At 53.0% G+C, this 25,506-nt stretch carries 15 protein-coding genes and 1 pseudogene; 8 read left to right on the top strand and 8 right to left on the bottom strand.

Annotated elements, in window-relative coordinates; genetic code table 11:
• The first annotated feature begins 44 nt into the window (after nt 1-44).
• The 4 genes from ABY42_RS18640 (at nt 45) to ABY42_RS19575 (ending at nt 6,560) form a co-directional block, all read left to right on the top strand.
• The gene (locus tag ABY42_RS18640; protein WP_231608426.1) at nt 45-1,460 is read left to right on the top strand and encodes a DUF5677 domain-containing protein; all 1,416 of its coding nucleotides are present in this window, start codon (nt 45-47) and stop codon (nt 1,458-1,460) included.
• A 241-nt stretch (nt 1,461-1,701) separates the two neighbouring features.
• Nucleotides 1,702-3,333 carry a hypothetical protein gene (locus ABY42_RS18635; RefSeq protein WP_050460464.1) on the top strand — a complete coding sequence of 544 codons (1,632 nt, stop codon included), beginning with the start codon at nt 1,702-1,704 and terminating at the stop codon, nt 3,331-3,333.
• A gap of 204 nt (nt 3,334-3,537) precedes the next feature.
• A complete protein-coding gene (locus ABY42_RS19580; RefSeq protein WP_156224471.1) occupies nt 3,538-4,269 on the top strand; it encodes a hypothetical protein in 732 nt (243 codons plus the stop codon).
• Nucleotides 4,270-4,328: 59 nt separating this feature from the next.
• A complete protein-coding gene (locus tag ABY42_RS19575) occupies nt 4,329-6,560 on the top strand; it encodes a DEAD/DEAH box helicase (protein WP_156224469.1) in 2,232 nt (743 codons plus the stop codon).
• A 140-nt stretch (nt 6,561-6,700) separates the two neighbouring features.
• On the opposite strand, the gene ABY42_RS20020 is transcribed toward ABY42_RS19575, so the two are convergent.
• The 4 genes and pseudogenes from ABY42_RS20020 to ABY42_RS18610 all read right to left on the bottom strand — a co-directional run bounded on the left by ABY42_RS20020 (nt 6,701) and on the right by ABY42_RS18610 (nt 12,692).
• Nucleotides 6,701-8,233 carry a hypothetical protein gene (locus ABY42_RS20020; RefSeq protein ID WP_231608424.1) on the bottom strand — a complete coding sequence of 511 codons (1,533 nt, stop codon included), beginning with the start codon at nt 8,231-8,233 and terminating at the stop codon, nt 6,701-6,703.
• A gap of 192 nt (nt 8,234-8,425) precedes the next feature.
• On the bottom strand, nt 8,426-9,625 hold the full coding sequence (locus ABY42_RS18620; protein ID WP_050460489.1) for a tyrosine-type recombinase/integrase: 1,200 nt from the start codon (nt 9,623-9,625) through the stop codon (nt 8,426-8,428).
• A gap of 490 nt (nt 9,626-10,115) precedes the next feature.
• Nucleotides 10,116-11,222: pseudogene (locus tag ABY42_RS18615) on the bottom strand (transposase); the annotation flags it as partial.
• Between the two features lie 120 nt (nt 11,223-11,342).
• Nucleotides 11,343-12,692, bottom strand: coding sequence for a lactate racemase domain-containing protein (locus ABY42_RS18610; protein ID WP_050460461.1), 1,350 nt, complete (start codon nt 12,690-12,692; stop codon nt 11,343-11,345).
• Nucleotides 12,693-13,559: 867 nt separating this feature from the next.
• Between ABY42_RS18610 and ABY42_RS18605 the strand changes: the two genes are divergently transcribed.
• The 4 genes from ABY42_RS18605 to ABY42_RS18590 all read left to right on the top strand — a co-directional run bounded on the left by ABY42_RS18605 (nt 13,560) and on the right by ABY42_RS18590 (nt 19,213).
• Nucleotides 13,560-13,991: an LUD domain-containing protein gene (locus tag ABY42_RS18605; RefSeq protein WP_331458237.1), complete on the top strand. Its 432-nt coding sequence runs from the start codon at nt 13,560-13,562 to the stop codon at nt 13,989-13,991.
• A 2-nt stretch (nt 13,992-13,993) separates the two neighbouring features.
• Complete coding sequence (locus ABY42_RS18600) at nt 13,994-16,171, top strand: LUD domain-containing protein (protein WP_050460459.1); 2,178 nt, start codon at nt 13,994-13,996, stop codon at nt 16,169-16,171.
• A gap of 309 nt (nt 16,172-16,480) precedes the next feature.
• The gene (gene xacF, locus ABY42_RS18595) at nt 16,481-17,929 is read left to right on the top strand and encodes a 2,5-dioxovalerate dehydrogenase (protein WP_050460458.1); all 1,449 of its coding nucleotides are present in this window, start codon (nt 16,481-16,483) and stop codon (nt 17,927-17,929) included.
• 90 nt (nt 17,930-18,019) lie between these two features.
• Entirely contained in the window at nt 18,020-19,213 is a 1,194-nt protein-coding gene (locus ABY42_RS18590) for a mandelate racemase/muconate lactonizing enzyme family protein (protein WP_082220743.1), read from the top strand.
• Here the strand turns inward: ABY42_RS18590 and ABY42_RS19235 are convergent.
• The 4 genes from ABY42_RS19235 to ABY42_RS18580 form a co-directional block, all read right to left on the bottom strand.
• Nucleotides 19,192-19,896: a carbohydrate-binding family 9-like protein gene (locus ABY42_RS19235; protein WP_082220742.1), complete on the bottom strand. Its 705-nt coding sequence runs from the start codon at nt 19,894-19,896 to the stop codon at nt 19,192-19,194. The two genes, ABY42_RS18590 and ABY42_RS19235, sit on opposite strands and share 22 nt — an antisense overlap.
• 236 nt (nt 19,897-20,132) lie before the next feature.
• Entirely contained in the window at nt 20,133-23,366 is a 3,234-nt protein-coding gene (locus ABY42_RS18585) for a LamG-like jellyroll fold domain-containing protein (protein ID WP_197092954.1), read from the bottom strand.
• A gap of 220 nt (nt 23,367-23,586) precedes the next feature.
• Nucleotides 23,587-24,483, bottom strand: a complete 897-nt coding sequence (locus ABY42_RS19230) for an SMP-30/gluconolactonase/LRE family protein (RefSeq protein WP_082220740.1) — start codon at nt 24,481-24,483, stop codon at nt 23,587-23,589.
• Complete coding sequence (locus tag ABY42_RS18580) at nt 24,480-25,415, bottom strand: dihydrodipicolinate synthase family protein (RefSeq protein ID WP_050460455.1); 936 nt, start codon at nt 25,413-25,415, stop codon at nt 24,480-24,482. The genes ABY42_RS19230 and ABY42_RS18580 overlap by 4 nt, the downstream gene beginning before the upstream one ends.
• Nucleotides 25,416-25,506 lie beyond the last annotated feature (91 nt).

The raw sequence follows: 25,506 nt of genomic DNA, 5'->3' as shown, positions 1-25,506 counted from the left end.
AGGGGAAAACTAAACCACTCAATCAGACAATAACCCAGCAAAGCATGGACGAGGACCTCATAGACGACATCAATCTATCTGAAGATCCACTTGTAGACGCAGTCCGAGACGAGCTTGCTGAACAAATCGATGAAGACCAATTGAACGATCTCAGCGAGGGAGACATTCAGCACGTCGTTCAAGAATCAATGGAGGAATCCATCAGGGAGCTAGCTCTTCACACCTATGAGCGAATTCTCTCCGATGGCGAAGGCCTCGAACGCTACCACGAAACAATCGAAGGCTTCCAAGAGAGACTTGAGGACCGATGGGGTGAACCACTCGAACTACTCGAACGGCTCATCATTTGGTCAATGGAATGCGGCAGAGCAATCAACCAAGACCTCGGATTCCAAGCCCAGAGAAACGAGAACTACCAGTTTCAAGCCCTCGTACACCTACACTCCCGCTCAGTCCAAGTCGCTTTAGAGATCCACCACCTGCTCGAAGGAGGTTTCGCGGACGGAGCCTTCGCCCGCTGGCGATCACTCTACGAACTCTCCATCACCTCCTCATTCATCTCTAACCACGGCGATGAAACCGCAGAACGCTTCCTCAGCTATCATAACATCTGGGAGTACTACTTCGCTGAGACCTACCGAGAGCACCAAGATAACCTCAACATCGAACCACTCGAATCCGAAGTCCTCGAAGGACTCGAGGAAATAAAAGACGAACTCGTAGAGCAGTTCGGTGAATCCATCGACGACAACGGGTACGGATCTGGCTGGGCAGCTGAAGCTCACACTGGCAACGGCGGTCCCTCACTCCACAGTATGAAAGAAGAGGTCGATTTAGAGCACCTCACCCCGTACTACATGCTGGCTTGCGAATCCGTCCACGCAGGGTCAAAAGGAACACTTGACCGATTAGGAATCATCCGCCACGAAGACATCGAGCAACCTGGCGTACTGCTTTCAGGTCCGTCGAATGCCGGACTAAATCTTCCAGGCCAACTAACCGCGATCTCCCTCGCACAGGTTACAACCGACCTATTGATGACACATCTAAATTCCCCGTCCTTGGCCGATATGCTGGGGATGCAGATGCTCGTCGACAATATAGAACAAGAATTCGCTGAAGCATCTAAAGCCCTTGAACAGGACGACCGCGAGGCCACTGAGGAATGGGCGAATCAGGACATCGTCGATATCTCGTTGAATTACATCGACCCGTCAGACCTGTTTTCCGAGACCTTCTTTGAGAACCACACGGAGTTTGACTCGCTGCCGGAGTTCAGAGACGCACTCCCTGTTGACCTTGACGACGTGAAAGACGGTGACTCCGTTGATCCCAAAACTGATGAAGTCGTCCAGGCTGGTTCGGAGTTCGACTCTTTCCAGGACTTGGTTGATACAGCACTGGAGGCCTGGGTACATCGAAATGTCGTTCCGTCGGAGTTTGATATCGACGATAACTAGCGAGGGTTCATTCTCTCGTTTTCCGGCATAAATGTTGGACTAGTATCCGAGGTCGTGGCTGCGCGCGCAGCGAAGCGAGCACGGAGCGGAGGGCGGGGCGGTGGGGTCTGGGTCGGTCCGGTATACTCTGGTAAACGGGTCAGCGAGGGGGCCAGCTAATAGGATTACCAAATTATAACGTATCTACAGATCTACTGAATACATAGAAATGCCCTGTTCTACATGTGGTCATCTTCTACTCGTGAACCGCGAAGAAGAGAAACTACTGTGCCCAAACTGCCTCAATATCGAGATAGCAGATTTGGACGTTGTCGAAGACAAAGTTGAGCGTGACCGCCAACTCTTGCGGGACGAGAACCTGATCCGACTATTGGAAGACTACGATAAGGACCACCTGCTCCTCTATCTCATAGAACGTCTCAACATAATCTCGTACGAGTTCTACGAAAATCGCCGCCTGAATATGCGGGAATTCGCCTACATTATCTATCTGATCAATATCGTCTACACGGCAGACGAAAGTCAATTCGGCAACGATCAGCTGGATCGTGGTGACGATCCTGACGATATTATCGACGCACTGCTCTCTACCCAGGCTGAGCTCGTCACGGCACTCAATCACATCGAAGACCGATTCCGGGTCTGTCTGGAGTACCCTGTGCCAATGACTGATGGGAAGTTTCTGTTCGGTGATTACGATCTTCGCGACACGGAATACCGGTACTGCTTCGAACGATGCCTGCGGAGCCTAATCGGTGGCAGGGAGGAGGATGTCGAGCGATTCGACAAAACGCACGAGGAGATTCGGGATTTCGAGAAGCCGACGAGCGACGAAATCGACACGCTGGAAGACTTTGGAAACACGTTCTACGGATTTATACTCTCGATGCTCTTCGTTGCCTCGGCCGACAGTACTGTCGGAGATATCTACGGAACTTCGATGCCTGACAACGTGTCTGTGTTCGACCTCACGGAATTTCTTGATCGGATTGACAGCCAGTTCGCTAACGAAGAGGGAGAGCTGATCCTTCAGGACAGTACGCTCGCGATGACGAACGAGGATGGCCTCGCGCAAGCTGGGGAGAAAACATTCAGTGATGACTGGGAAGATGTTCGGGAGTTCGTTGTGGTCGGTGAGGAGAATCTCGATGCCCACCCCTTCCTGTTTGAGATTTCGGTCACGGATGTCTACTACCAGCAACCGGGTCGCCCGCCGAAGACTCGGGAGCTCACTAGGTTCGTTTATCCCCGGTGGTACGCCCAATTGCTGCGATTCCAGATTTTCCCGCTCCTCCAGAATGGCGACAAGAATAGTGGCCACGAGATCCTGAACAAAGTCGCCACGTGGCGTGGAATAGAGTTCGAGAAGAATCTGTACGGATACCTTGCTGGCCAAGGGTTTGAGTGCTATCATAGCGCTGAGATCCCCGGTGAGGACTCCTCGGAGATCGACCTGCTCGTGGTGAACGAGGATAAGGACGAACTCTGGTTCGTTGAATGCAAATACCTGATGCCGGAGCTCTTGATGAACACTGCCGAGGGAATAGAGGCGCTGAACGGCAAGTTCGATCACAAGGTCTTCAACATTATGGTGGAAGGGTACGAGGGGTCACCGACCGGACTGCCGTTTCCCGAAAAGGTGGATCTGTGGCTTGGGCTCAATCCGGGTGACCGATTCACCGCCCTGGATGGACAAGGCGAAAAAGTAGGGCACGAGTTCCCCAGCGACTGGCAGAATCTGGTGGTGCGAAAGCTAGTGGTATCGAACCTCGTTCCGTCGTACGTCGAGAAGAACTCGGTAGAGTTCCGAACTGATATGGAGTTGTTGGAGATGATCGAAGAGGAGGATCGTGTGTTCGCTGTAAAGCATTGAGACGTCGTGAATGGGAGAAGCGGCGGTGTGCGAGAACCCGAGGCCATAGTTCGGTCAGGTAATGTTAAGTGTTGACCGCCTCCGTCTCGGAGTACGACACGCTCCCGAACATCTGCACCGGAACGGTAGGTGCAACCAGACGCCAGAATGAGACTCACAGATTATTATACCCAACTCTTGAGTAAGTAGAATGTAGGTGAAACGATGGATTTGGATAAAGGGTCTGGGTGGCTGATTGCGTATATTGTTCTGTCTCTCGGGCTAGTTGGTGGAATGGTTGGTGTCAATTTTGGGTACATTACTGTCCAGAACCCAGTAAGCGTGACGACAACCCTTCTAAGCGCCCTCCTTACTGCAACCGTGATTCTTCTCACCCAGCGTCAGCTTGAATTGAGCAAAGCGCAAGTCGAGATGGAAAAACGATTGCTACGATTTGACACTGAGCCCTCTATTGAAGTTGTTGACCGTTGGTTCGAAGGTGACGATGTCTATCTCAAACTTGCCAACTACGGCCACGGTGTAGCACAGAATTTAGCACTTACTTGTACCGTAGATTGCCCAGAGATAGACTGGTTCCGGTCTGCTGTGAGTCAAACACCTCTTCGACGTTACGATCCTGAAGACAATCGTGTTTTAGAAGACACTTCTGCCCGTCCACAGGAGGAACCAGCTACGTTCGTCGCAAAGAATGTCACTGTCGCTCGAATCCCTGAGGGTGAGGGTACCCCAATTGAAGAAGAATTCCAGACATCCTTTCGGTCGCTTGTGTCCAATGGAAGTGGAAGAGTCACTGTGGAGTATCGGCTCATCGGCGATGCAAATGTCATTGAGGATTACGCGATCGACCGTGCAGCTGGGGATAGCATGACTGTCGAATTATCTGATTTGCCTGATTCCCCGACTGCAGAGGTCGTATATCGTTACCAGTCAAACTGACCGAATGCTATGGTAATTCTGGGGCGAGAATATTTGTCACCACAAGAAAAAGAATCTGCATGGGCAGTTCGCCGTACAACATCCCCAATAGAATTGCAACAGGGGAACACAAATATCTCAATTGTCAAGTTGGTGAAAACGTCCGACCAGATAACGACAGTGAGCGGACTGTCTTGGCCTGCGTCGAGGAGTCACTATCTGAGCAATTTCTCCAATTATACTACAAATATCCTCAAACTGGACGTGGGGACGCCGAGTATATCGATCTCGTTGGTTTGGCTTCTTCTGGCTCCTTCATAATGCATATTGTTGATGTCCAAGTCAGTGACATCGAGAGTATCACCGGTCCCGATTGGAAACTTGTAGGTGAACCAACCTCAATTCGGCCGGAAAGTACGGCGGGTGACGCGATGATCGCAGTTCGACGTCAATTCGAAAATCGGGAAGAACTACGCACCAGTGACCGACAATCGGTAATTCCTGTCTCTGATTTTGTCGTCTTGCCGGAAATTACAAAAACGGAGTGGAGTAACGCGTTTGAGGAAAGCCCATCTGAGCGGCTGATATTTAAAGACACGCTGACTGACCGTGCAGCGTTACGTGATAAGCTGATGGCGTCATCCCAGTCGGTGCTTGATGACGAGATTCTCCGACATGGCTTAGCAACGTTAAAGTTCAGCGACAGTATTAGTGGCGGTCAACTCAACGTCGCGATTAAGCCGAAGTCGAAACGTGATCTCCTTGACTTTTTGGACCGTCGGCTAAAAATCCTGACTGATCAACAGCTCAAAATTGGACTCCAGGTGCCAGATGCTCCACAACAAATTCGAGGCATCGCTGGGTCTGGCAAGACTGTAGTTTGCGCGCTCCGGGCAGCTAAAATTCATTGGGAACATCCTGACTGGGTCGTCGCCGTCGCTTTCCGAACACACGGACTCAGACAGACGCATGAGGAACTGATTGCGGCCTTCTACCGAAACTTCTCCGACGGAGATGATCCGGACTGGGACAAGCTACACGTTCGACATGGTTGGGGTGGACGACGAACTGGTCCAGGGATGTACTACGAAATCGCGAGAGAATCGAACGAGTCACCACTGAGCTATGATGATGCTAGAATGAAATTTGGCCGGTTCACTAAGACTCCCAAACTGCTGGACCAATGCTGTCGTGACCTTATCAATACAGGCAACATAGAAGAGTTGTACGACGCGATCATTATCGATGAGGCGCAAGACCTAACACCACATTTTTTCAGGATGTGCCATCTGGCACTCGCTGAACCAAAGCGTGTCTACTGGGCATATGACGAAGCGCAGAATTTAGCCTCCCTTGAAGCCCTTTCAGCTCGTGACCTTTTCGGAGTCGATGAGAACGGTAACCCCTGGGTTTCGGTTTCACGTAAACTCCCTGGAGGGGTTAACGGAACTCATATAATGCGGAAGTCATTCCGAACGCCTCGATCTATTCTTATGACCGCCCACGCGTTTGGAATGGGCTTGTATCGTGAGGGTTCTGTTATTCAAACGTTGACCACACAAGATGGCTGGGACCGACTTGGCTACGAAGTTGTGGAAGGCGACTTCAAACCGTCATCAGTAGGTGAACAGGTCGTGATCAAACGGCCGATAAAGAACTCACCTCATCCATTCTGGGAATTTCAAGAACCATCCGAGCTGCTCCGACTATACTGGGGCGAAGGTTGGAAAGACGAAATTAACTGGGTAATTGACGATATTCAACAGAATCTTGAAGAAGAGAATGTACTTCCTCACGAAATTATGATTACACACCTATGGCCGTTCAAAAAGCGACAGGAACCGCTTGACCAATTGAAAGCAGGTCTTGAAGAGCGCTTAGGCGGATTGCGAGAAGATCGCGATCCGATTGTTCACCACGTTACGGAATCTGTGAGTCAACAGGGGCGAAAAGCGAATTTCAAAGAGGAGGGTAAAATCACGATTTCTGAGGTCCATCACGCCCGTGGAAATGAGGCTGGCATCGTCTATGTTATGGGATTAGATAGTGTCGCTGAGGAGGTCTCCAAGAGTGTGTCAGAAAGCGGTTGGCGTCGCCAGCACGTCAGGTCACGGAACAAAGCTTTCGTTGCACTGACCCGGACGCAAGGTTGGTGTCGACTCACCGGAACAGACCCAACAAATAAAATCGCGGGTGAACTCAATCGTGTCATCAATGACACAAGAAACACAGATCCCAAACTGCAGTTCAACGTGCCCGGTGATGACAGCCCATTCAAGAATATGGATATCGTTGATTACATTGAAGATTGATTTTCCTCATCAATCCCTCTAAAGCCGTTTTCGTCTCAGGTAGCAGCAAACTCGGCTTTCGTCTGCAGGTGAGTCTGCTGTCCAGCCGACCAGAATTTCTGCAATGCTGACTGAATTTCAATAATATCCAATAGAATCTATCATCCGTTATTGGTGAGGTTTTCTAGGTGTGATTTGTCGTTGAACCGAGCGCTGATGTAGACCGTGATAATGTCTTTTTCCGCTGCTTCTTCTACACCCTGACGAAATTCTTCGTTAGTCCGGTAGTTGTCAAAATAGAATGCCCAATATTCTCGCTCGCTGAATCCCCATACCGGCATATTACCTTCGTACCCAGTTCGCCAAAGCAGGAACTCGTCGAACAGGTTTGTTTCCTCCTCCTGAATGAGCTGGTAGAGGTCGTAGAGTGTGATGACCACCATCAGTTCGTTCTCTGCGATGTGGTCGTGGAGATCGCCCATCCCCAATTGTTGATCAGCACGCTCGTTACCAGAGTACAATGTTGGAAGAAACCCGTCAAGGATGATTATACCGCCCGTGTCCATCTCATCGGAGTTCTTGTTGCCGGTGAGGTTATACACCAAACCGAATTCATCGTCCAGACTGTCAAGATAGCCCAGGGTATTCTGTATCTGGTCGGCAGCCTGAGTCACCTTCTGTGTAAATCGGCTCTTGATAAGCTCTACACGATTCGGAATCTTCCGAAAGATCGGATGGGATTTTACTTCGGCCACCCAATATGAATCCTCGAAAAAGAGAAGTCCATCTGCTTCTCCAGGATTGGGGTCATGGATATACTCGAACTCCTTGACGAAGTTTCGACTGGGTATCTGTTGTAGTAGTTCTTGAGCTAGTTCCTCAACGACACCGCCCTTCTCTCGGTTTTCTACTGCTTGGACTTGTTTGAACTGCCCAACGTACTCCTCAATGCGGTACTGCGCCGTAGTCAACAACACTTCCGGGAAGGGAACAACGATCTCGCGCTCCTCACCCTTTACCTGGAAAACAGGATTCGAAAAGAAGTCTAACGAAGAGCTGTCTCCCGAATATGAAAGAAACTCAAGAATATCCTGGGCTGTTTCAACTCGCTCCTGATGTCGCCTCGGATCAAAAGTTGGATCGTCAGGAAGAGTCCCTTCTATGAACGGCTTAATTATCTCCTTGCGACTAAGCGTGACCCTTCGATTCCACGCCTGCTGGAAATCCTTGCTCGGTTCACCGATATTCGAGAGATCAGCATAGTTTTCCTTTGATTCGAAGCGGTTCAACTCAGAAAGGATCGGCTCGGGCTCCTCCAAGATCGTATCTCGAAGTAATGCTTCAAACGAGAGGAGATCATAAATGGCAAATTCATCCTGTTCGGATAGTGGCTCCTCCAGATGACTGTATCGAAACAGCAGGTAACCTTGGAAATCTTGAGGGCTGATATCCTCTGGAAGTGTAAGGAGCGACTCTTGAAACATTTCCTCGAAATTGGGACTGGCTCCCTCTGCCCTCGACTGCTTTTGACTGGCGAACTCCCTAATTTCGGCCACATTGAGTTTCTCGTGGGTGAATTCGCTATTCGAAATACGGTTGGCAAAATATTGCCGTATGACTGGGCGTCGTTCGGTGTTATATCGCCCAAGAGACGAGATGTAGCGGAGGTTTTCGCGGAAAATACCCGAACCCATCGTGTCAAAGCTGGCGGGCCAGCAGAATAAATGCACGTGGCTCATGGCCCCTGTCGACTGCCCTACCTTTGGCGGCGGCCAGCCAAACGACCTCGGATATCATTGGTTATTGAACTACCCTTACTTACTCATGTATAGATGCATCGACCGGTCACACTCGTGATCTCTGAGTCTATGTAATTGCCGTTCAATCTAACGACTAAACGCAATATCCAACTTCTCGTACATCTTCCTCCGCCGAGCTTTCCGCTCTTGCTCTTTCGACAAGTAATTCCGAAGGACGACCTCAGTTGACGAACTGCCCTGGTCTTCAGCAACTCCCTCCAATCCCTCCAGGACCTCCCCCACGGCTTCCTGATACGCCGAGTACCAGAACCGCCGCCCCATCTTCGGCGTTGGCGTATCCCCATCAACAACCACACCAGCACGGTCAGCAAGTTGCTTGAACCTGCGACGTATCGTACTCACAGACATGTGACCCGTCGACGATGACCGAGACGGGAACAGATATCCGTTCCAGTTCTCACGGTCAGAGAGCGAATCAATCCGATCGGCGACGACATCAACCCCATACAACAGCGTCACTTCACCAGGACCGTTCTTCCTCTCACCATCACCGAACGACAGATGTGGGTCCTCTGCATCCAAGACCACCTGGTCGACGTGTAAAGCGGCGACCTCTGAGGGTCGTAACCCCCACCCAGCGAGTGCGACGACGAGCAACTCCGCTTCGGGTGAGTCGACCTCGCTATAGATTCGACGCACTTGCGACGCCGACAGTGCCTGTGGATCCGGCTCACTGGCTTCCCAGCCGAACTCTTCACCGGCCTCCAAGAGTGGGTTGTACTTCGCGTACTTCCGGCGCTTCACGAACGCATACCACGCTCTTGCGACGTGCAGGTATTCGAGCTTCGACCGACCGGTCGATAGTTCCTCGTCGAAGACGTCGAGGACGGCGAGACACCGCTCTATCTCTCGTGGCTGCTGGTCTAATTCAGATAGCGGTTCAAGCAACACATCAGTCCCGTGCAGTTCTCGATATGTCCGAACCCACTTCGCCAATCGCGTCCGGTGGGTCTCGACGGTACTCTTTGCTCGCCCACCACGGGTCTCTATCGACGTGAGGTACGCTTCGAGCGCGTTGACGGTAGCGTCGTGGTCGACGTTCCACTTCCACCCGTCCGACTCCTCGTCTTCGAGTCCGACGACGTCAACGAAGAACTGCTTGGGCGTGAGGTCGTGATGCTCGCGTAGCGCATACGCAATGCCACTGTACCCGTGCTCGGTGAGCCAATCATAGGTTGGGACGTCGCGGTCCTCGTCGAACCCATCGCGATATCGTTTCGGTGCGATGTCTTGCCAGTAGACGTCGACGAGTTCGTCGAGGCTCATCTGTGACCACTTGTAGCGCTTTTCTCTCGGTCCCTCGTCTGAAGTCGTCTCTTCGACGTCCAAACCCTGGGAGTCAGCCTCCGAATTCACGCGTGCTCACCGGAGAGTAACCCGCTCGCTGCGTGTTGGGGTGATTCTGAATGTGAGATTTTCATTACTCACTGACTTTCTCATAGCGAGTTAATACTTTGGCTGATGCGGGAGTGCGTCATACACAACGCCAATTAGTAAAATTAGGGCGTGATTTCACGAGTGAGTGGTAAATTCCATATCGCTATACAAAATAAGTGGGAATTCGGAGCACACAGTTTCGGAAGATGGACTATTTTAGCGTTGGTTTGCCACTGAGATTGTCTAGATTACAGTGAAGTAAGCTAGAAAACATATCCAAACCAGTTATTCCTCTGTGATTGTCAGAAACCATCCGAAAAATTCAGCCCAGAAATAGCGTCACCACTCACGAAAGGCGAACCGGATGGTGTCCACTCAATTAGTCAGGTGGAACCAGCGCCGAAGAAACCAGCTCGACACACTCGCCTGCGGTTATCACAGGCGCGTAGTCCATCTCACCGTCAGCACCAACTTTCAACAGAAAGTCAGTGAGCCGCCAGATATTGTACAAGAGGACTGCAAACACGAAGTAGAACAGGCGGACTCTGTAGTCCTTCGACGAGGTCTTCGCCAAGAAGTCGTTCTTGATACTCTTGTACTCGTTTTCAATCTGCCAGCGACGGCTGTAGCGCCGACAGAACGCTTCAGCATCTTCCGGCTGGACACGAGCATTCGTTGCGAAGACAGTCGTTCCACCCGACTTCGTCGACGGGACGTACAGAAACTGCATCGCGTGCGAACCCTGTTCAACATGGACAGACGCTGACTCGACGGCGACATCTTGGTTGTCCTGCTCCATCTGCTCAATCGCCTCCCGCTCTGAGCTGGAGATCCGCTTGGGAATCAGGTAGCCCACGTTAAGATTCGAGAGCGTCTGAAACACTCTCATCGAGTCGAATTCGCGGTCGCACAGCACCATCTCGATAGGAACGTGTTCCTTTGCTTGACGAACTAATCGCCGGACCACACGATGAATTCGATTCGGCGGGTTATCGTCCCACGCTGAACTTTCACGAACTGTTTCGACAGCCAAAACGAGAGGAACATTCTGGCCGACAATCGAGAGAGTAGCGAATTTGAACGCACGCCCGTCACCGTCTTTCGTCCCGCTGACCATCGGCATTCCTTCAACATCACCGAAGTAGGGCACTGTGGTAATGTCGAGTGCGACAGTCACTGGCCGCCGAAACGAGACTTCAGATTCGATTACTGAGAGGAGACGGTCAGTAGCGATATTGAACCCTTCAAGGAATGATTCTCTATCGAATTGTTTGACCGCTCGAAGGTGCGTATCACCGTGCGGGCCGTATTCTTTCCCACGTCGGTACTGAAAGCGTGCTGCGCCTTGTGCGGTTCCACAGCCGACCATCCCCATGAACGTCTGTAACTCGAAAAACCGAGAGTCATCATACGACGAGTTCTCTGCCCTACCAGAGTCGAATGGTGTGAAGCAGTGTTCACGAGCAAGGCGAGTCGTACGGAAGATCTCTTTCTCGTCGAACGTGACTCCCTGTTCTTCTCTATTTTGAGACTTCTCTGAGTCACGTTCTTCGGAATCGGTGACTTCGTGCTTAGGACGTACTTTCAGAAAACTGTCCGCAATCAGTCATTCATATGGATACTCGTCGGAAAATTGACCATCATCGAAGCTGATCGGCACTGCTTCGGTCACCACTTGCAAGTCATCTCTCTTTCTAGCTTCTTCGATTAGGGCTGGCGATACATAGAGTCGATGGAGATGCATGGTGTCTGGCGCACGGAGTACCCGGACGGTTTCGGTTTCGACTACTCCGATGGTTGAAAGTGCGGCGACAACCCCCGCACGGTCCGTCTCGACCACGGGGGGAAGCTTTACTCCCCGGATCGTGCTCGCAGTAAGTGCATTGATCAGCGTCGTCTGTGTATCGAGTTCCGCAACGATGTCTACATGAATGATGTCTGCCGAGCCAATCCCCATCGCATTGCCGTGAGTTGCCTCAGACAGACTACGTGTGAAGATGCGTTTGATGTTCGGTTTCTCAGGGGCGGGTTCGTTGATTGAGAACGGACGACGGCCGATGACGTTCGTATCCATTCCCTGTCCACTGACTTCTTTTCCCTGTTTATCGAACACCACGAGGTCCAGTTCTTCGAATGGGAGTTTTGGCATTATGTCGTACGCCTGTTCTAAGAGTTCCTTTTCACGGTCTAGGAAGCCACTTGGGGGAACACCCTCAATCAGTGCAGTCTCGTCGTGCTGATCTTCGACGATAGCTATACCGCCGACGATCGGAAGCGACTCAATCAGTTGGTTAGTGATCTCCGGAATCATGTTCCGGAACGACCAGTCAACGGCCCACTTGTGAGCAATTTGTGCACCTCGCTGTTTGCCCATCCCGATAACAAGCATCTTCGAGAGGCCACTCTCAACCGTACCATCGAAATCGGTATGAGGCTTAACGCGGTTGATTGGAATAATCGCATCAGCAGCGACTGCATTCGAATCGGCGACGACGGGGACATCACGGTCTGGTGTGCGGCCGACTTCGACCACATCCATGCTGGACCGGATTTCACAGCCGATTACCTGTTCGTTCACCCCCAATTCGCTCAGCATTCCTCTTTGCCCCTCGCTTGTCGCACCACCGTGACTTCCCATTGCGGGGAACACGAATGGTTCATAGCCGGCGTCGTCAAGCGTCGTCACTACATTGGTGACGATCGCTGGTAAATTTGCGATTCCGCGGCTCCCAACACCGAGCGCAACTTCTCCCCCGGCGGGGATGTCCTCCAGCGGAAGTTGTAGCACTGCTGCCGACACCCTTTCACTGATCTCTTCAGCTGGAATCGCGTTCGTCTCCCACACCTGTTCGATGAGTCCAAACTCTGGTAGAGGTGGGTCATCACACGCTTCGATGATAGTATCTTCTCCTACCGAGAGGTGACTTGCCGCAAGAATCGAGTTTTCCGGTCTCATACCGTCATAATACCCATAATCTAGTATAAATATATTTGTCAAAATGCGAACTCCAATCGTCCATAGAAGATAGTTTAGAGACACGCTTGCTTGTAGAGATATCCCAAAGCGACCGAGGACGCGCATGTCGGTACTTCGAAGATATCCAACGAGGCCTGGACGAAATAGAAATTTGAGTACATTGTTGCCATGAAACAGTAATGCCATTTTCCTCAAGCTCTACTAAGAATATATTTGTATCTACGATAACTGCCCGCGCAGTACGACGAATATGAGTCGTGAGAAGTGTGGCACGGAAGGATGCAAGGGATAAGTGTCCTGGGGGCTGGTACCCAAGAGTAGCTGATATAATCTCCGCACTGGTTGGTGAAACCCAGTGGGAGCTTCCGTGAGCTGCCTTCTAACTAACACATTGCTGTCCCAACGTCATGCGTGGGACAAAATACCATTTAGCACACTCCATAATAAAACTACTGTCAGTGCAGCAGACAGTGTCCAGTAATCTTCAGACAGATATTCTGATTACTAATAACAGACGTACTGCTCTCGACAAATGTTGATTACGGTACCACGTTTGTAATCAATAGATAGTGTCGCGTTATTATTGATTGGCCCACCTCATGGCACGGCTCTGTTGATTCTACGGTGACTATCCTTATTATACAAACTCCTCAAAGCGGCCTATGCAGATAGTGCCAAGGAACCCTGATTTCTTTCGGTTTGCGTTGCTTCAAGCCCAAACTAGTTGATGTTCTAGTGCACAGTTTACAACTACCGATGAGCGATAGTTTGTCGTCATTTGAGACATCACTCGAATCTGTTGATGTGCAGGTGACTTATACCACCCCAGAATCGTTTCATGAGCAGTTGGCAACAGTCATCAGAAGCCCCGCGGTGGGAGTCCCCTTCGACGATGAGTTCGACAACCCGTCACTCTCGCTCGATAGGACTGTAATCGATGTCGACCCGACTCCGGTCGCACTACGAAACGCGGCAACGGGCGTAACACCTGCACGATTGGGGATTGCTGACTATGGCTCTGTGGCCTTATATATGACCGGACACGGAAGCGAGCTTGTGAGCCTGCTCGTTGAGCATCACGTCGCTGTCGTCCGGGCCGATGACATCGCGCCGAGTCTGGGCAGCGCAATGGAGACTCTTCAAACAGAACTTGACAAGACTCGTGGAAGCGCGATAGTGGCGACCGGTCCGAGTGCAACTGCAGACATGGGTGAACTGGTTCAGGGTGCCCATGGTCCTCGGAAAGTTGACGTTATCGTGGTCGAAGAGGAAGTATGACGATGGAAAAGGCAGACGAGATTCGAGAGTTGATGCGCACAGAGGGTGAGGCGGTCGCCGAGAACACACGGGCGTTCAACGACGGCCGCTACGCGTCAGTGTCCGCTCTTGACGAGTACGAAGAGCTAAAAAATTCGGCACGGTCAATAAAGGAGGACGCGATCCAGTGTCTCCCCGAGTTATTGGACCAATTGGCAGAGACCGTCGAGGAAAACGGTGGGAAGGTGTACGTCGCCGATGACGCGGCCGACGCGAACGACTACATCAGGTCAGTCGTCGCCGACAGGGACGCCAAACGCGTCGTCAAGAGCAAGTCGATGACGAGCGAAGAAATCGATGTCAACGAGGGATTGAAAATCGACGGTGTGGACGTTGTCGAAACGGACTTGGGAGAGTGGGTCTTGCAACTTGCTGACGAGGCTCCGTCACACATTGTAGCACCAGCGCTCCACAAATCCCGAGAAGCGATCGCCGAATTGTTCAACGAAACGTTCGACCCAGACGAACCGCTGGAGACGGCCGAGGAGTTGACTTACTTTGCCCGCGAGAAACTCGGTGAGCAAATCATCGAGGCTGAAGTCGGGCTCACGGGAGCTAACTTCATCACAGCCGACACGGGGACGCTCGCTTTGGTAACCAGCGAGGGGAATGCTCGAAAGAGTGTGGCAGCAACAGACACCCACATCGCCGTCGCCGGTGTCGAGAAAATCGTCCCGACTATCGCCGACCTCCGCCCCTTTATCGAGCTCATTGGCCGGTCAGGGACTGGTCAAGCGATAACTTCCTACGTCTCACTGTTGACTCCGCCGGTTGAGACGCCAGTCGTAAACTTCGACGACGAGACGCGGCCACTCTCGGAGTTCGACAGCGACCGTGAGTTCCACCTCGTGCTCATAGACAATGGCAGACTGGCGATGCGAGAAGACGACCAGCTACGTGAGACACTCTACTGTATTCGATGTTCCGCCTGCTCGAACTCGTGTGCGAACTTCCAGAGCGTCGGGGGCCACGCCTTTGGCGGAGAAACGTACTCTGGTGGCATTGCGACTGGTTGGGAGGCAGGCATCGAGGGGGTAGACGTCGCTGGAGCGTTCAACGACCTCTGTACTGGCTGTAGTCGATGTGTGAATGCCTGTCCCGTTGGCATCGACATCCCATGGATAAACACAGTCGTCCGCGACCGAGTCAATCGAAAAAATTCCACTCCAGCTGACTGGCTCGTGGACGGATTAACGCCCGATGCGGAAGACGGTGGTCCACCACTTCAAAAGCGCTTTTTCGGCAACTTCGAGACAGTCGCGAGGCTCGCTAGCGCGACTGCCCCCGTTTCTAACTGGCTGGCCAACGTGAACCTCTCCAAGCGACTCATGGAGCGAGCCCTCGCTATCGACCCCCGCCGGGAGTTACCCGAATTCAAGCGAGAGACACTCGTCAAGTGGTTCGCAGACCGCGATTCGACGGTTACGGACCCCGACCGGCGGGCTGTTCTCTATTCGGACCTCTACACGAATCACGTCCAGGTCGAACGCGGGAAAGCGGCCGTAAAAGTTCTCGAATCTCTCGGTGTCGATGTGGTCGTTCCTCACGTCTCGTCGAGTGGTCGCGCTCCGTACTCCCAGGGGATGGTTAGGACTGCGACAGATCATGCTGAACGAGTAATTGAAACACTCGAGCCCTACATCGCCGATGGTCGTGATATCGTTGTCATCGAACCGAGTGACCTTGCGATGTTCCGACGTGAGTACGAACGTCTCGTTGATGACGACTCCTCGATGCTGGCGAACAACAGTTTCGAAATTCTGGAGTACGTCTTTGGTCTGTTGGAAAACGAGGCCGAATCCAAATCTCTCAAAACAGCCAGTGGTGAAGCGGTTGCTTACCACAGCCACTGCCAACAACGCACGCTTGGATTAGAGGCGCACACCGTCGCTGTACTGGAGCGCTGTGGGTACGATGTAAATACGTCTGACGTAGAGTGCTGTGGAATGGCAGGTAGTTTCGGGTACAAATCAGATTACTACGAACTTAGCATGGACGTTGGTGAACACCTTCAATCTCAGTTTCAGACGGAGGAAACTGCACACCGTCTGGTCGCGGCCAGTGGAACGTCCTGTCTCGAACAAATAGATGCGCTTCTCCGCCGGAAGCCACGGCATCCGATAGAGTTGTTGTCCGAGTAGGTCTCTCCACCGGTCGTGGCTTCCGGTTACCTGCTCTTGGTCATCGTACGGGCTATCAGCAAGAGACGAACAGTACGTGGTCCTATTACAGTTCTAGTCTTGTAACGATAAGCACACGGTTCATTTATTAAGAACAACAGTTTTAATATAAAACAATTTCTCAGGCACAGGAGATCACCATTTCGTCTCACTAGTCAAATACGAATCTGATTAGTTTTCTCGAGAACGGATCTTTTGTTCACACTGAGTAGAAAAACTGCTTGACGACAACCAAAGATTAGTAAAATAGGGAACCGTTGACTCAGTCAGATGTCGTTAGAACATCGCAACTACATCGGTGGCGACTGGAAAGAATCGAGTTCAGGGACAACATTCGAGGTCGTAAACCCTGCTAATACCAGTGAACTCGTCGGGTGCTATCAAGCATCCACGTCGGATGATACCGAGGAAGCAATCGCTGCAGCAGTGGCGCAGAACTCTTGGGAGAGCACTTCGCCGGTCCAGCGAGGTGAATTCCTCAGTACAGTTGCGAGGAAACTCGACGAGCGCAAGCAATCCGCCACGAAAACACTCGTGCGCGAAGAAGGAAAAACCAGAGCAGAAGCGAGTGGAGAGGTTCAGCGGGCGATAGATATCTTCGAATACTATGCACAGAAAACTCGAGACCTCGGGGGGACAGTGAAGGCTCCGAGTGGGGGGCGGTCGAAACTCTACACGAAACGAGAACCATTGGGTACGGTCGGACTGATTACACCGTGGAATTACCCGATTGCGATTCCCGCATGGAAAATTGCCCCTGCGCTAGCAACAGGGAACACGTTCGTGCTGAAGCCTGCATCTGCTGCACCGGGTCCGGCGCGAATTCTTTTCGAATGTCTGGACGAGGCGGAAGTGCCTGACGGAGTCGCAAACATGGTTACGGGGGCCGGGAGTTCTGTGGGTACTCCGTTGACGACGAATAGCGATATCGACGCTGTTTCGTTCACGGGAAGCACCGCAGTTGGTACCGCCGTCGCACAATCTGCTGCGGAGGACCTCACACGGGTCCAGTGCGAGATGGGAGGGAAGAACCCGACAGTTGTGATGCCAAGTGCGGACCCGAAGGAAGCCGCTGAAATCCTCGGAGCTGGTGCATTCGGTACGACGGGCCAATCGTGCACGGCAGCATCGCGTGCAATAGTACACGAGGATGTGTATGACGAATTCGTCGATGCTATAGTCGAATATGCAGCAGGAATCGAAATCGGACCGGGATTGGAAAATCCCGACATGGGGCCACACGTAAACAGAGACGAACTCCACTCCACGCTAGAATACGTCGACATCGGAATCGAAGAAGGAGCTATCCTCGAGACTGGCGGGCAAGAACTCACCGAAGGGGTTCACGCTGACGGCCTCTATATCAAACCGGCGGTGTTCTCGGGTGTCGACAACGAGATGCGCATCGCGCAAGAAGAGATATTCGGACCGGTGCTGGCAGTAATCGAGGCTGAAGACTTCGAGCACGCTCTTGGACTCGCGAACGATGTCGAATACGGTCTCTCGGCCAGTATCGTAACCCAAGACTACACCGAAGCGAACGAATTCGTTGACAGAATCGAAGCCGGTGTTGCGAAAGTCAACGAAAAGACGACTGGCTTGGAGCTACACGTCCCGTTCGGTGGCTACAAGAACTCCTCGACGAACACGTATCGTGAGCAAGGCGACGCCGGAATCGACTTCTTCACGTCGGTGAAAACTGTTTACGAGAACTACTGACCCGGACACTCAGGGCGTCGCCTCTTCGTACTCTCTTTCGTTCTTCATTTTCACCATAACATAGAAGCAGTTCCACATGGATAATGCGCTATGGAAGTCACAGATGTAGAGACGACACTAGTGAGAGCACGCGGAACCATCGATAGCGACAATCGGTCGTCAGCAGTGGACGGCTGGCACTACTGCTTCGTAGAGATACACACTGACGAGGGAATCACCGGTGTCGGAGAAGCGACCGCTCCGGGAATGGAGCGAGCGACCGAGATGGCGGTCCACGACCTATCACGACATCTCCTCGGGCGGGACCCGAGAGGTATCGAAGCACACTGGGAGCGATTATACAACGGATACTCGTGGAATTGGGGGCCTGTCTCGATGACAGCGCTCTCGGGTATCGAAATGGCCCTCTGGGACATACTCGGAAAGTACCACGATGTTCGTGTCTGCGACCTACTCGGGGGGCCAAGTGACGAGCGCATTCCGGTGTACATCAACGGAGGATGGGACTACGAGGCCCCCCCGGAGAACTTCGTCGAGAAAGTCGAGGCGCGATTGGACCGAGGGTATACGGTGATGAAGTTCGATCCCTTCTACGATGACGGCGAACGAGCGTGGCCGACGCGTAATCAGCGCGAAAAGGCAGTGGCCCGCGTCGAAGCGGTTAGAGACGCGGTTGGGAAGAAGGTCGAATTAGGTATCGAGAGCCACGGCATACTGGCACCACAGGCCGCAGTCGACTGTGCCGAGCTCATCGAACCTTTCGACCCACTGTTCATCGAGGAGCCCGTTCCACCGGAGAATCACGACGCGATGCGCCGCATACGGAACCGAGTGAACATCCCTGTTGCGACCGGTGAACGGCTACTGACGACCCGTGACTACCGAGACTTCTTCCAACACCCGACGCCGGCAGACATCGTCCAGCCAGACGTCAATAACTGCGGGGGTATCCTTCAATTGAAAAAGATCGCTGCGATGGCTCACGCCGAGTACATCCCAGTCGCACCACACAACTCCCGCGGTCCAGTTGCGACGGCGGCGGCGGCTCATGCGGCGACGACGATTCCGAACTTCTTCATTCTCGAATATATTCCCGACCAACCAGCTTGGCGACAGGAGTTGTTGGTAGACGAGGAGACAGTCGAAGACGGGTTCTATCACCTCCCCGAGGGGCCCGGACTTGGCATCGAGTTGGACCACGACGTTTTCGAATCGTATCCATATCAGAAGTCAAGCCGGGCGAAGACGAGTTACAACAACGGCTACCGTGACGTTTGGAACTGAAAGTGACCGAAGTGCTCGGGTGAGTGGTACTCAGGCTCAGGAAGCTGAATCCGGCTCCACGTCCCCTTCAGCTCATCCGGAACCCCGCTTCGATACAGGTTCCCACGCCATGATGTAGACGGACCGCTGAATACCTCTCGTTCGGTAAACGCAGAGAGAGTCTCGAAGGGTAATCTCGCGGCCACCCACCACTCCTGGTCGCTGGGGGAAGGCTCCTTCGTTGGCCCGTCGACAGAGGTCACTACCTCTATCTCTGCGGCGAGTTCGTCTCCAATCAGCTTGCGACCGAGGCTCTGTTCTCGCCACCCCGGTCGCTGCCATCCGAGTTTGAACACCCCACAGCAGTTGACTTCGAAATTAAGATATCGCATGTCGCGGGTGGGTGTCGGAGCAGCGAATAACTCGATAGAGCTATCCCGAAAGGTCGGACCATTTCGCTCGGTTACACTCGCGCTGATGGTGTCGTCTTCGACCTGAGCTTGGAGCCACAGTGCACTCCTATCGTGACAGAGTCGGCACGTCGTCTCAGGACCGTCTTCGTCATCGCCCCACTGGAACCGGTCGAGTCGGATGACGTTCGCATCGGCCCATGCGGTTCCCTCCACCTGCCCTATCAGTGGGGGTTCTTTCTCCGTGTGGTTGACCACATAGGTTCGCTTACTCATCGTGCTGCCCACTGCCATCTCCGAGCAACGACCCCCTGTCGAAGTCGACGGTGTTCGAGTCGGTAGGCCATCGACATTGGGAGACAACCTGAATAGTTCGGTTCTCGGAACTACTTCGTCTTTGATGAACCATCGGTTCAAGTGTTTCAGGAGATGGTAAAATAGTTACCGTCGAAATCCCGTAATTGGACCATCCGAATCTGTTGAAACCCCAACTTTCTTCGACAATATCGCGGCTTTGAGGCGGGGAGAAGTCAGCCGAAATATACCACCTCGATATCTTCGGACGAGAGTTCGCGGTCGAAGAACCTCACATCGTCGACCTCGCCGTCGTTGTCGAGAACGTTGAAGCCGTCCCAAGTGACCGACCCGCTACTCATCGAAGACGCTGAAGCGAGCTCGGTCCCGTTCTTGTAGAACGTTGCCGAGCCATCGTTCCACGTGAATGCGAAGTGTTGCCATGTGTCCGTCTCGACCGTACCCGACCCGATATCGCTCGGTTCGAACCGGTTGTCCACGTCTATGCCACAGTACACAGCGCCGTTGCTGTCCGTACTGAAGTTGAATACGTCCCAGCCGTCCTTCGCGGAAACGTTCTGATTGTAATTTTTCGTGGTGTTCGGCTTTTGCCACCACGCGACCGTGAACTCAGATGTTGTCAAGTCGAGGCTGTCCGTTGAGACTTCGTCGCTCGGCGCACTGAACGACAGTGCATCTCCGTACTTGCCGCTCGTAGTCCACGACGCACCGGAGATGGTTCCATTGTTTCCACCACCAGAGACATCTGTCGCGGTGCTTCCGGACCCGTCATCGAGTCGCCAATAGAGTCTTTGACCCGCGTGGGGGTTGTTCTGGACCGTCTGAATGTCGGACTGCGAGAGTTCGCGGTCGAAGAACCTCACATCGTCGACCTCGCCGTCGTTGTCGGTTACTTTCAGTCCATCCCACGTGACCGACCCGCTGCTCATTGACGATGACGACGCAAGTTCAATCCCGTTCTTGTAGAACGTTGCCGAGCCGTCGTTCCACGTGAACGCGAAGTGTTGCCACGTGTCCGTCTCGACCGTACCCGACCCGATGTCGGACGGTTCGAACCGGTTGTTCGTATCGATGCCGCAGTAGATTGCACCGTTCGCGGTAGTGTGGAAGTTGAAGACCCCCCAGCTGTCCTTTGCGGCGACGTTCTGGTTGTAATCTTCCGTGGTGTTCGGATTTTGCCACCACGCGACCGTGAACTCCGACGTTGTCAGATCTAAACTGTCCGTCGAAACCTCGTCACTCGGCGCGCTGAACGACAGTGCATCTCCGTACTTGCCGCTTGTAGTCCACGATGCACCTGATATAGACCCATCGTTGACGCTGCCGCGATTCGATGCGTCGAGAGCAGCCGATCCCGACCCGGAGTTTAGCGGCCAGTAGAGCCGCTGGTATTCGAACGGCGAGCCGAATTCGATGCTTGTGGTGAGTGAATTGCCTGCGAGGTTGGTAACACCGTCGATTGAGAGAGTGATCGAGCCACTCGTACCGGACGTCGAGAGGGTGACTGTATGTTTCGTCGTCGACAGGGATGCAGAATCGACTGAACCAGATGAGAGCGAATAGTTCGACGTATCCGTAGCAGTGGACGAGTCGAGTGATTCATTGAAGAGCAACTCGATCGAGCCACCGGAGTCGGACGATCGAACGACTCTCGGTCCCTTCTCGATACTCGTCGCACTTTCCATATCCGCGTAGGACGACGTCACGCCCGCGTTATCTCTGATGGTGGTGTCCGTCGTATCGTTGTTCGTGAAGGTGTTGTTCTCCGCGTCATGGAGGTTGATCTCCTTTGTGACGTTCTCAACGTAATTGCTATCGACGGTGAACCCTTCGCTCTGCTCGTCAAGGTAGATAGCAGCAACTGGATAGCTTTCGCCTCTCGGCTGTGAAACGCGCGTGATGTCGTGCAGGTAATTCTCGTGAATACTCGAATTCTCCTGATATGAGAGAGTATAGATCCCACCGCCGTCATCGTGTTGCAACATCACGTCATGGATTTCATTTCGCTGGACCGTGTTATCGCCCAAGAGCGTGTCGACGTCCTTGTATCCGTACCCAAGACCGATTCCGGTGTACGGTCCGTTCCACACGGTGTTGTGTTCAATCAGGACATTCTGGACCCAATTGGCGATAATCGCGTCGCCGTTGTTGTACGTCTGCCCGAATCTGGTGAAATAATTGTTGTCGATGGTCGAATCCAGAACGCCCGACGACGGTTCGCTCATGTAGGGGTGGGTGAACATCACTCCGTTCGCAGCCATGTCCCGGAACGCATTGCCAGTGACAGTCGTATTGGTGGCCGGTTGTTTGACAAGCAACCCGCTTCCACCGACGAGTTTGAACACGTTCCGTTCGAACGTCACGTTGGTCGTATCGTCCGTCTCTACCGCTGCTCGCATCGCATCGATGTCGTTTTGGGGTCTCGAAGACTGCGTGGCGATGAGACCGTTGTTTAGGGGATACGTCCAATCGGTGTGGGCGAATTCGAGGCCCTCGAAGCGAACGTTGTCCGTACCGCTAAGGCTGACCAGCGTTTCGAGGCCTGAACGGTGAACGGTCGTCGAACTATTCGTCGGTGGGGATTCGCCGTCCCGCGGCTTGTAGTAGAGTGTGTCCGCCGACTGATCGTGGAACCACTCGCCGTCGTCAGTAAGCATCGACTTGGCGTTCTCGAAGTAGAATGGTTGCCCGTCATCGAACACGTAAGTTCGGTTCGAGATCTCCGATGCTTCGGGCTCTTCGGGGATGATTTCAACCTCACTCCCCGAGATGTTGTAGTCGCTGACGCGGATATTGAACTGATACCAGTGGGGCTCGATAACGAGCCGGATGGTACCCAGATCCCACGATTCGTTGAATGAGTCGGCCGGCACCACCGGATTATCGCTGCTATTCCACGTGACGTGTGAATCGACTTCACCCGTGTTTTTGCGATCGACTCCGGTATTTTCCGTAGTTCGCGCTCGCGTCGCTCGCTCGTCGTTGACATACAACGAACGAATCTCGACGCTTGCGACACTAGCGGCATAGGTCCCGTCGCCTTGATCTGACCAACCGGTGACCTCGGTCCCACCGCTGATCGTGACGTCTTCGTCCTGGTAGGCCTTCCAGATGACATCGTAGCCGTTGGTTCCCGAGTCCTGGCTCGTGAAATTGACTGTTGAGGAGAGTTGGTACGTCCCGCCGCGCAGGCGCACCTCAATGTTGCCGGACATGTTGCCGTTGACCGATCGAACCTCGTCGCGAGCTTTCGTGATTGTCTGCCAGGGGTTGCTCTTTGATCCGTCACCGTTCGTGTCGTCACCCGAAGGGGAGACGTAGTAAACCTGCTGTGCTGCCGCGACTCTCCCAGTCATCGCGGTCCCAAGAGATATTCCAGCACCAATTCCGCCCACCGTTTGCAGGACTGTTCTCCGGTTTATCCGCTGGTACGAACTGTTATCTTTCATCGTAGAGTCTCCAATTGGCATATATCCACGACGCTCGTTTGGCATGTGGGAGTATACCAATTGTCATGACATTCATTGTAGATACTAATAAATATTTTTATAACTTTTATTATAGTTAATCAGATTACACTACGTCAGAGCCAATATCATCACAAAATGTTCTACCGTATCGGCCAAATCCCACAGTCCGACGATATCGAGTGGCCGGGTTGACGCTCGCCTATTCGTCTCCAGCCGGTACGACATCGGATTCTGCTCGCATCCAGGCCGGTGGATATCCCACACGGTCAGTTTTGGTTCGGAGCAAGCGCCCACGCGCGTCGGTTACGTATAGTGTAGACAAATCGGTGCCAGCGAAGGTGCAGTTGGTCGGGCGGGCTCCCGGGTACGGATGTGTTTCGAGGACTCTCCCGGAGGGGTTGAAAACGTAGAGCATCGGCCCAGGTCCACTCTTTTCCCAGCCTGCCGTGGCGATAATGTTTCCATATTCGTCGAGACACATCCCGTCGATACCTCGGTGGGGATAGAAGTTATGGAGCACTTCGTAGTCCCCGAGTGTCCCGTCTGAGTGGATTGGATAGGCCCGAAGTTCGCGGCGATTTCCGCGTCCGTACTTACTCTCTGCTACGTAAAGGGTCGATTCGTCAGGTGACAGCAGAACTCCGTTCGGCCGAGTTGTGTCGGTAGTTAACCGAACGAGAGAATGGTTTCCAGGGCTCTCCTGCCGGTAGACAGAGTCGTGTCCGAGTTCGTCACCTTGTCCGGTGTAGTCTGGGTCGGTGAAAATCACCCGGTTTTGCGAGTCGAAATCCAGGTCGTTGGGACGGTTCAGTCGCTCGGATTGGTACGAATCCGCGACAACGACTTTCTCACCGTACCTGTACCTTGCAATCTGTCTCCCGTCTCCTTCGCATCCATGGAGGTGTCCCTCACGGCCGTATTTGAGGCCGATTGCCCCGCTTACGTCGGACCGAACGATGCTTGTTTCACCTTCGGACGGGTCGAATGCGAGAATCTGGCTGGCCTTGGTATCGGTGAACAGTATCCGTTCACCACTCCACACCGGACCTTCCGTGAACTCGCACCCCTGCACGACTGTCTCGAATTCCCACGTCATTGCGCCGGTGACGAGACTTTCCCGTCGATTTCTTTGTAGTACGATTCTGCTCGTGACGCATCCTCAGACGATAGCTCGACGAGTGGTTCTCGAACTGGGCCCCCGTACAGCCCTGCCAGTTCCATACCGTGCTTTACGACGGGTACGTTGTTAGCCGCCTCGAGCTCGTTGTTCGGCCCAGTTTCTTCCCGAAGGTCTTCGTATGGTCGAAGGTTTTCTCTGAGTTGTCTCGCTGGTTCCCACTCTTCTCGTTCGATAGCGTCGAACAGTTCGAGGGTCGCAGCAGGGACGAAATTTCCGATGCCTGTAGTGAACCCGCCTGCACCCTCCATCGCAAACGAGGGGGCGTACCGTTCGGCGATACCGTTAATCCACGTGACTTGAGCATCCGTCTCGGAGACAACCGCCGAGAACGCTTTGATATCGTTGACGGCGTACTTCACGCCGACGACGTTTTCGTAGGACGCGAGCTCACTGACCAGACTGTCCGGCATCTCGTGGCTTCGTTTGTATATTACGACACCAACGCTCGCCTCAGAAATGATCCGCTCGTAGTAGTCCTGAAGGCCGGATTGGTGGACGTAGGTGTGAACAGGGTCCATTATCATTACCGCATCAACACCCGCGGCTTCATATGCGTCGAGTAACTCCAATGCCGTTTTCGTCGAGCCCCCGAGGCCGCCAACGACGGTTGCTTCTTCCCCTACGGCGTCGACAGTTTCTTCGACGACCTGAATTCGTTCCTCGTGTGAGAGCGAGTAATATTCACCAGTGTTTCCGCAGGGAATGAACACGTTCGCACCTGCTTCGAGACAGAACGTGAGGTTCTCCTCGATTACGTCCAACCGGACATTCTCACTCTCCGAATCGAACGGCGTGGTGGTTGTGAAGGCGACGTCTTTCAGACTCTGCCGTAAACTATCGAATCCCATGAATAGGTAAACCAAATCCACTCATAAATACCTTTGTGCAACGTTGAGTTTTGCGACCGACGGTAGCCGAGGTGACCTGCAGTAGCTATTT

Source organism: Haloferax gibbonsii, assembly GCF_001190965.1.
GTDB lineage: Archaea > Halobacteriota > Halobacteria > Halobacteriales > Haloferacaceae > Haloferax > Haloferax gibbonsii.
This window is presented reverse-complemented; position numbering and strand designations above follow the sequence as displayed.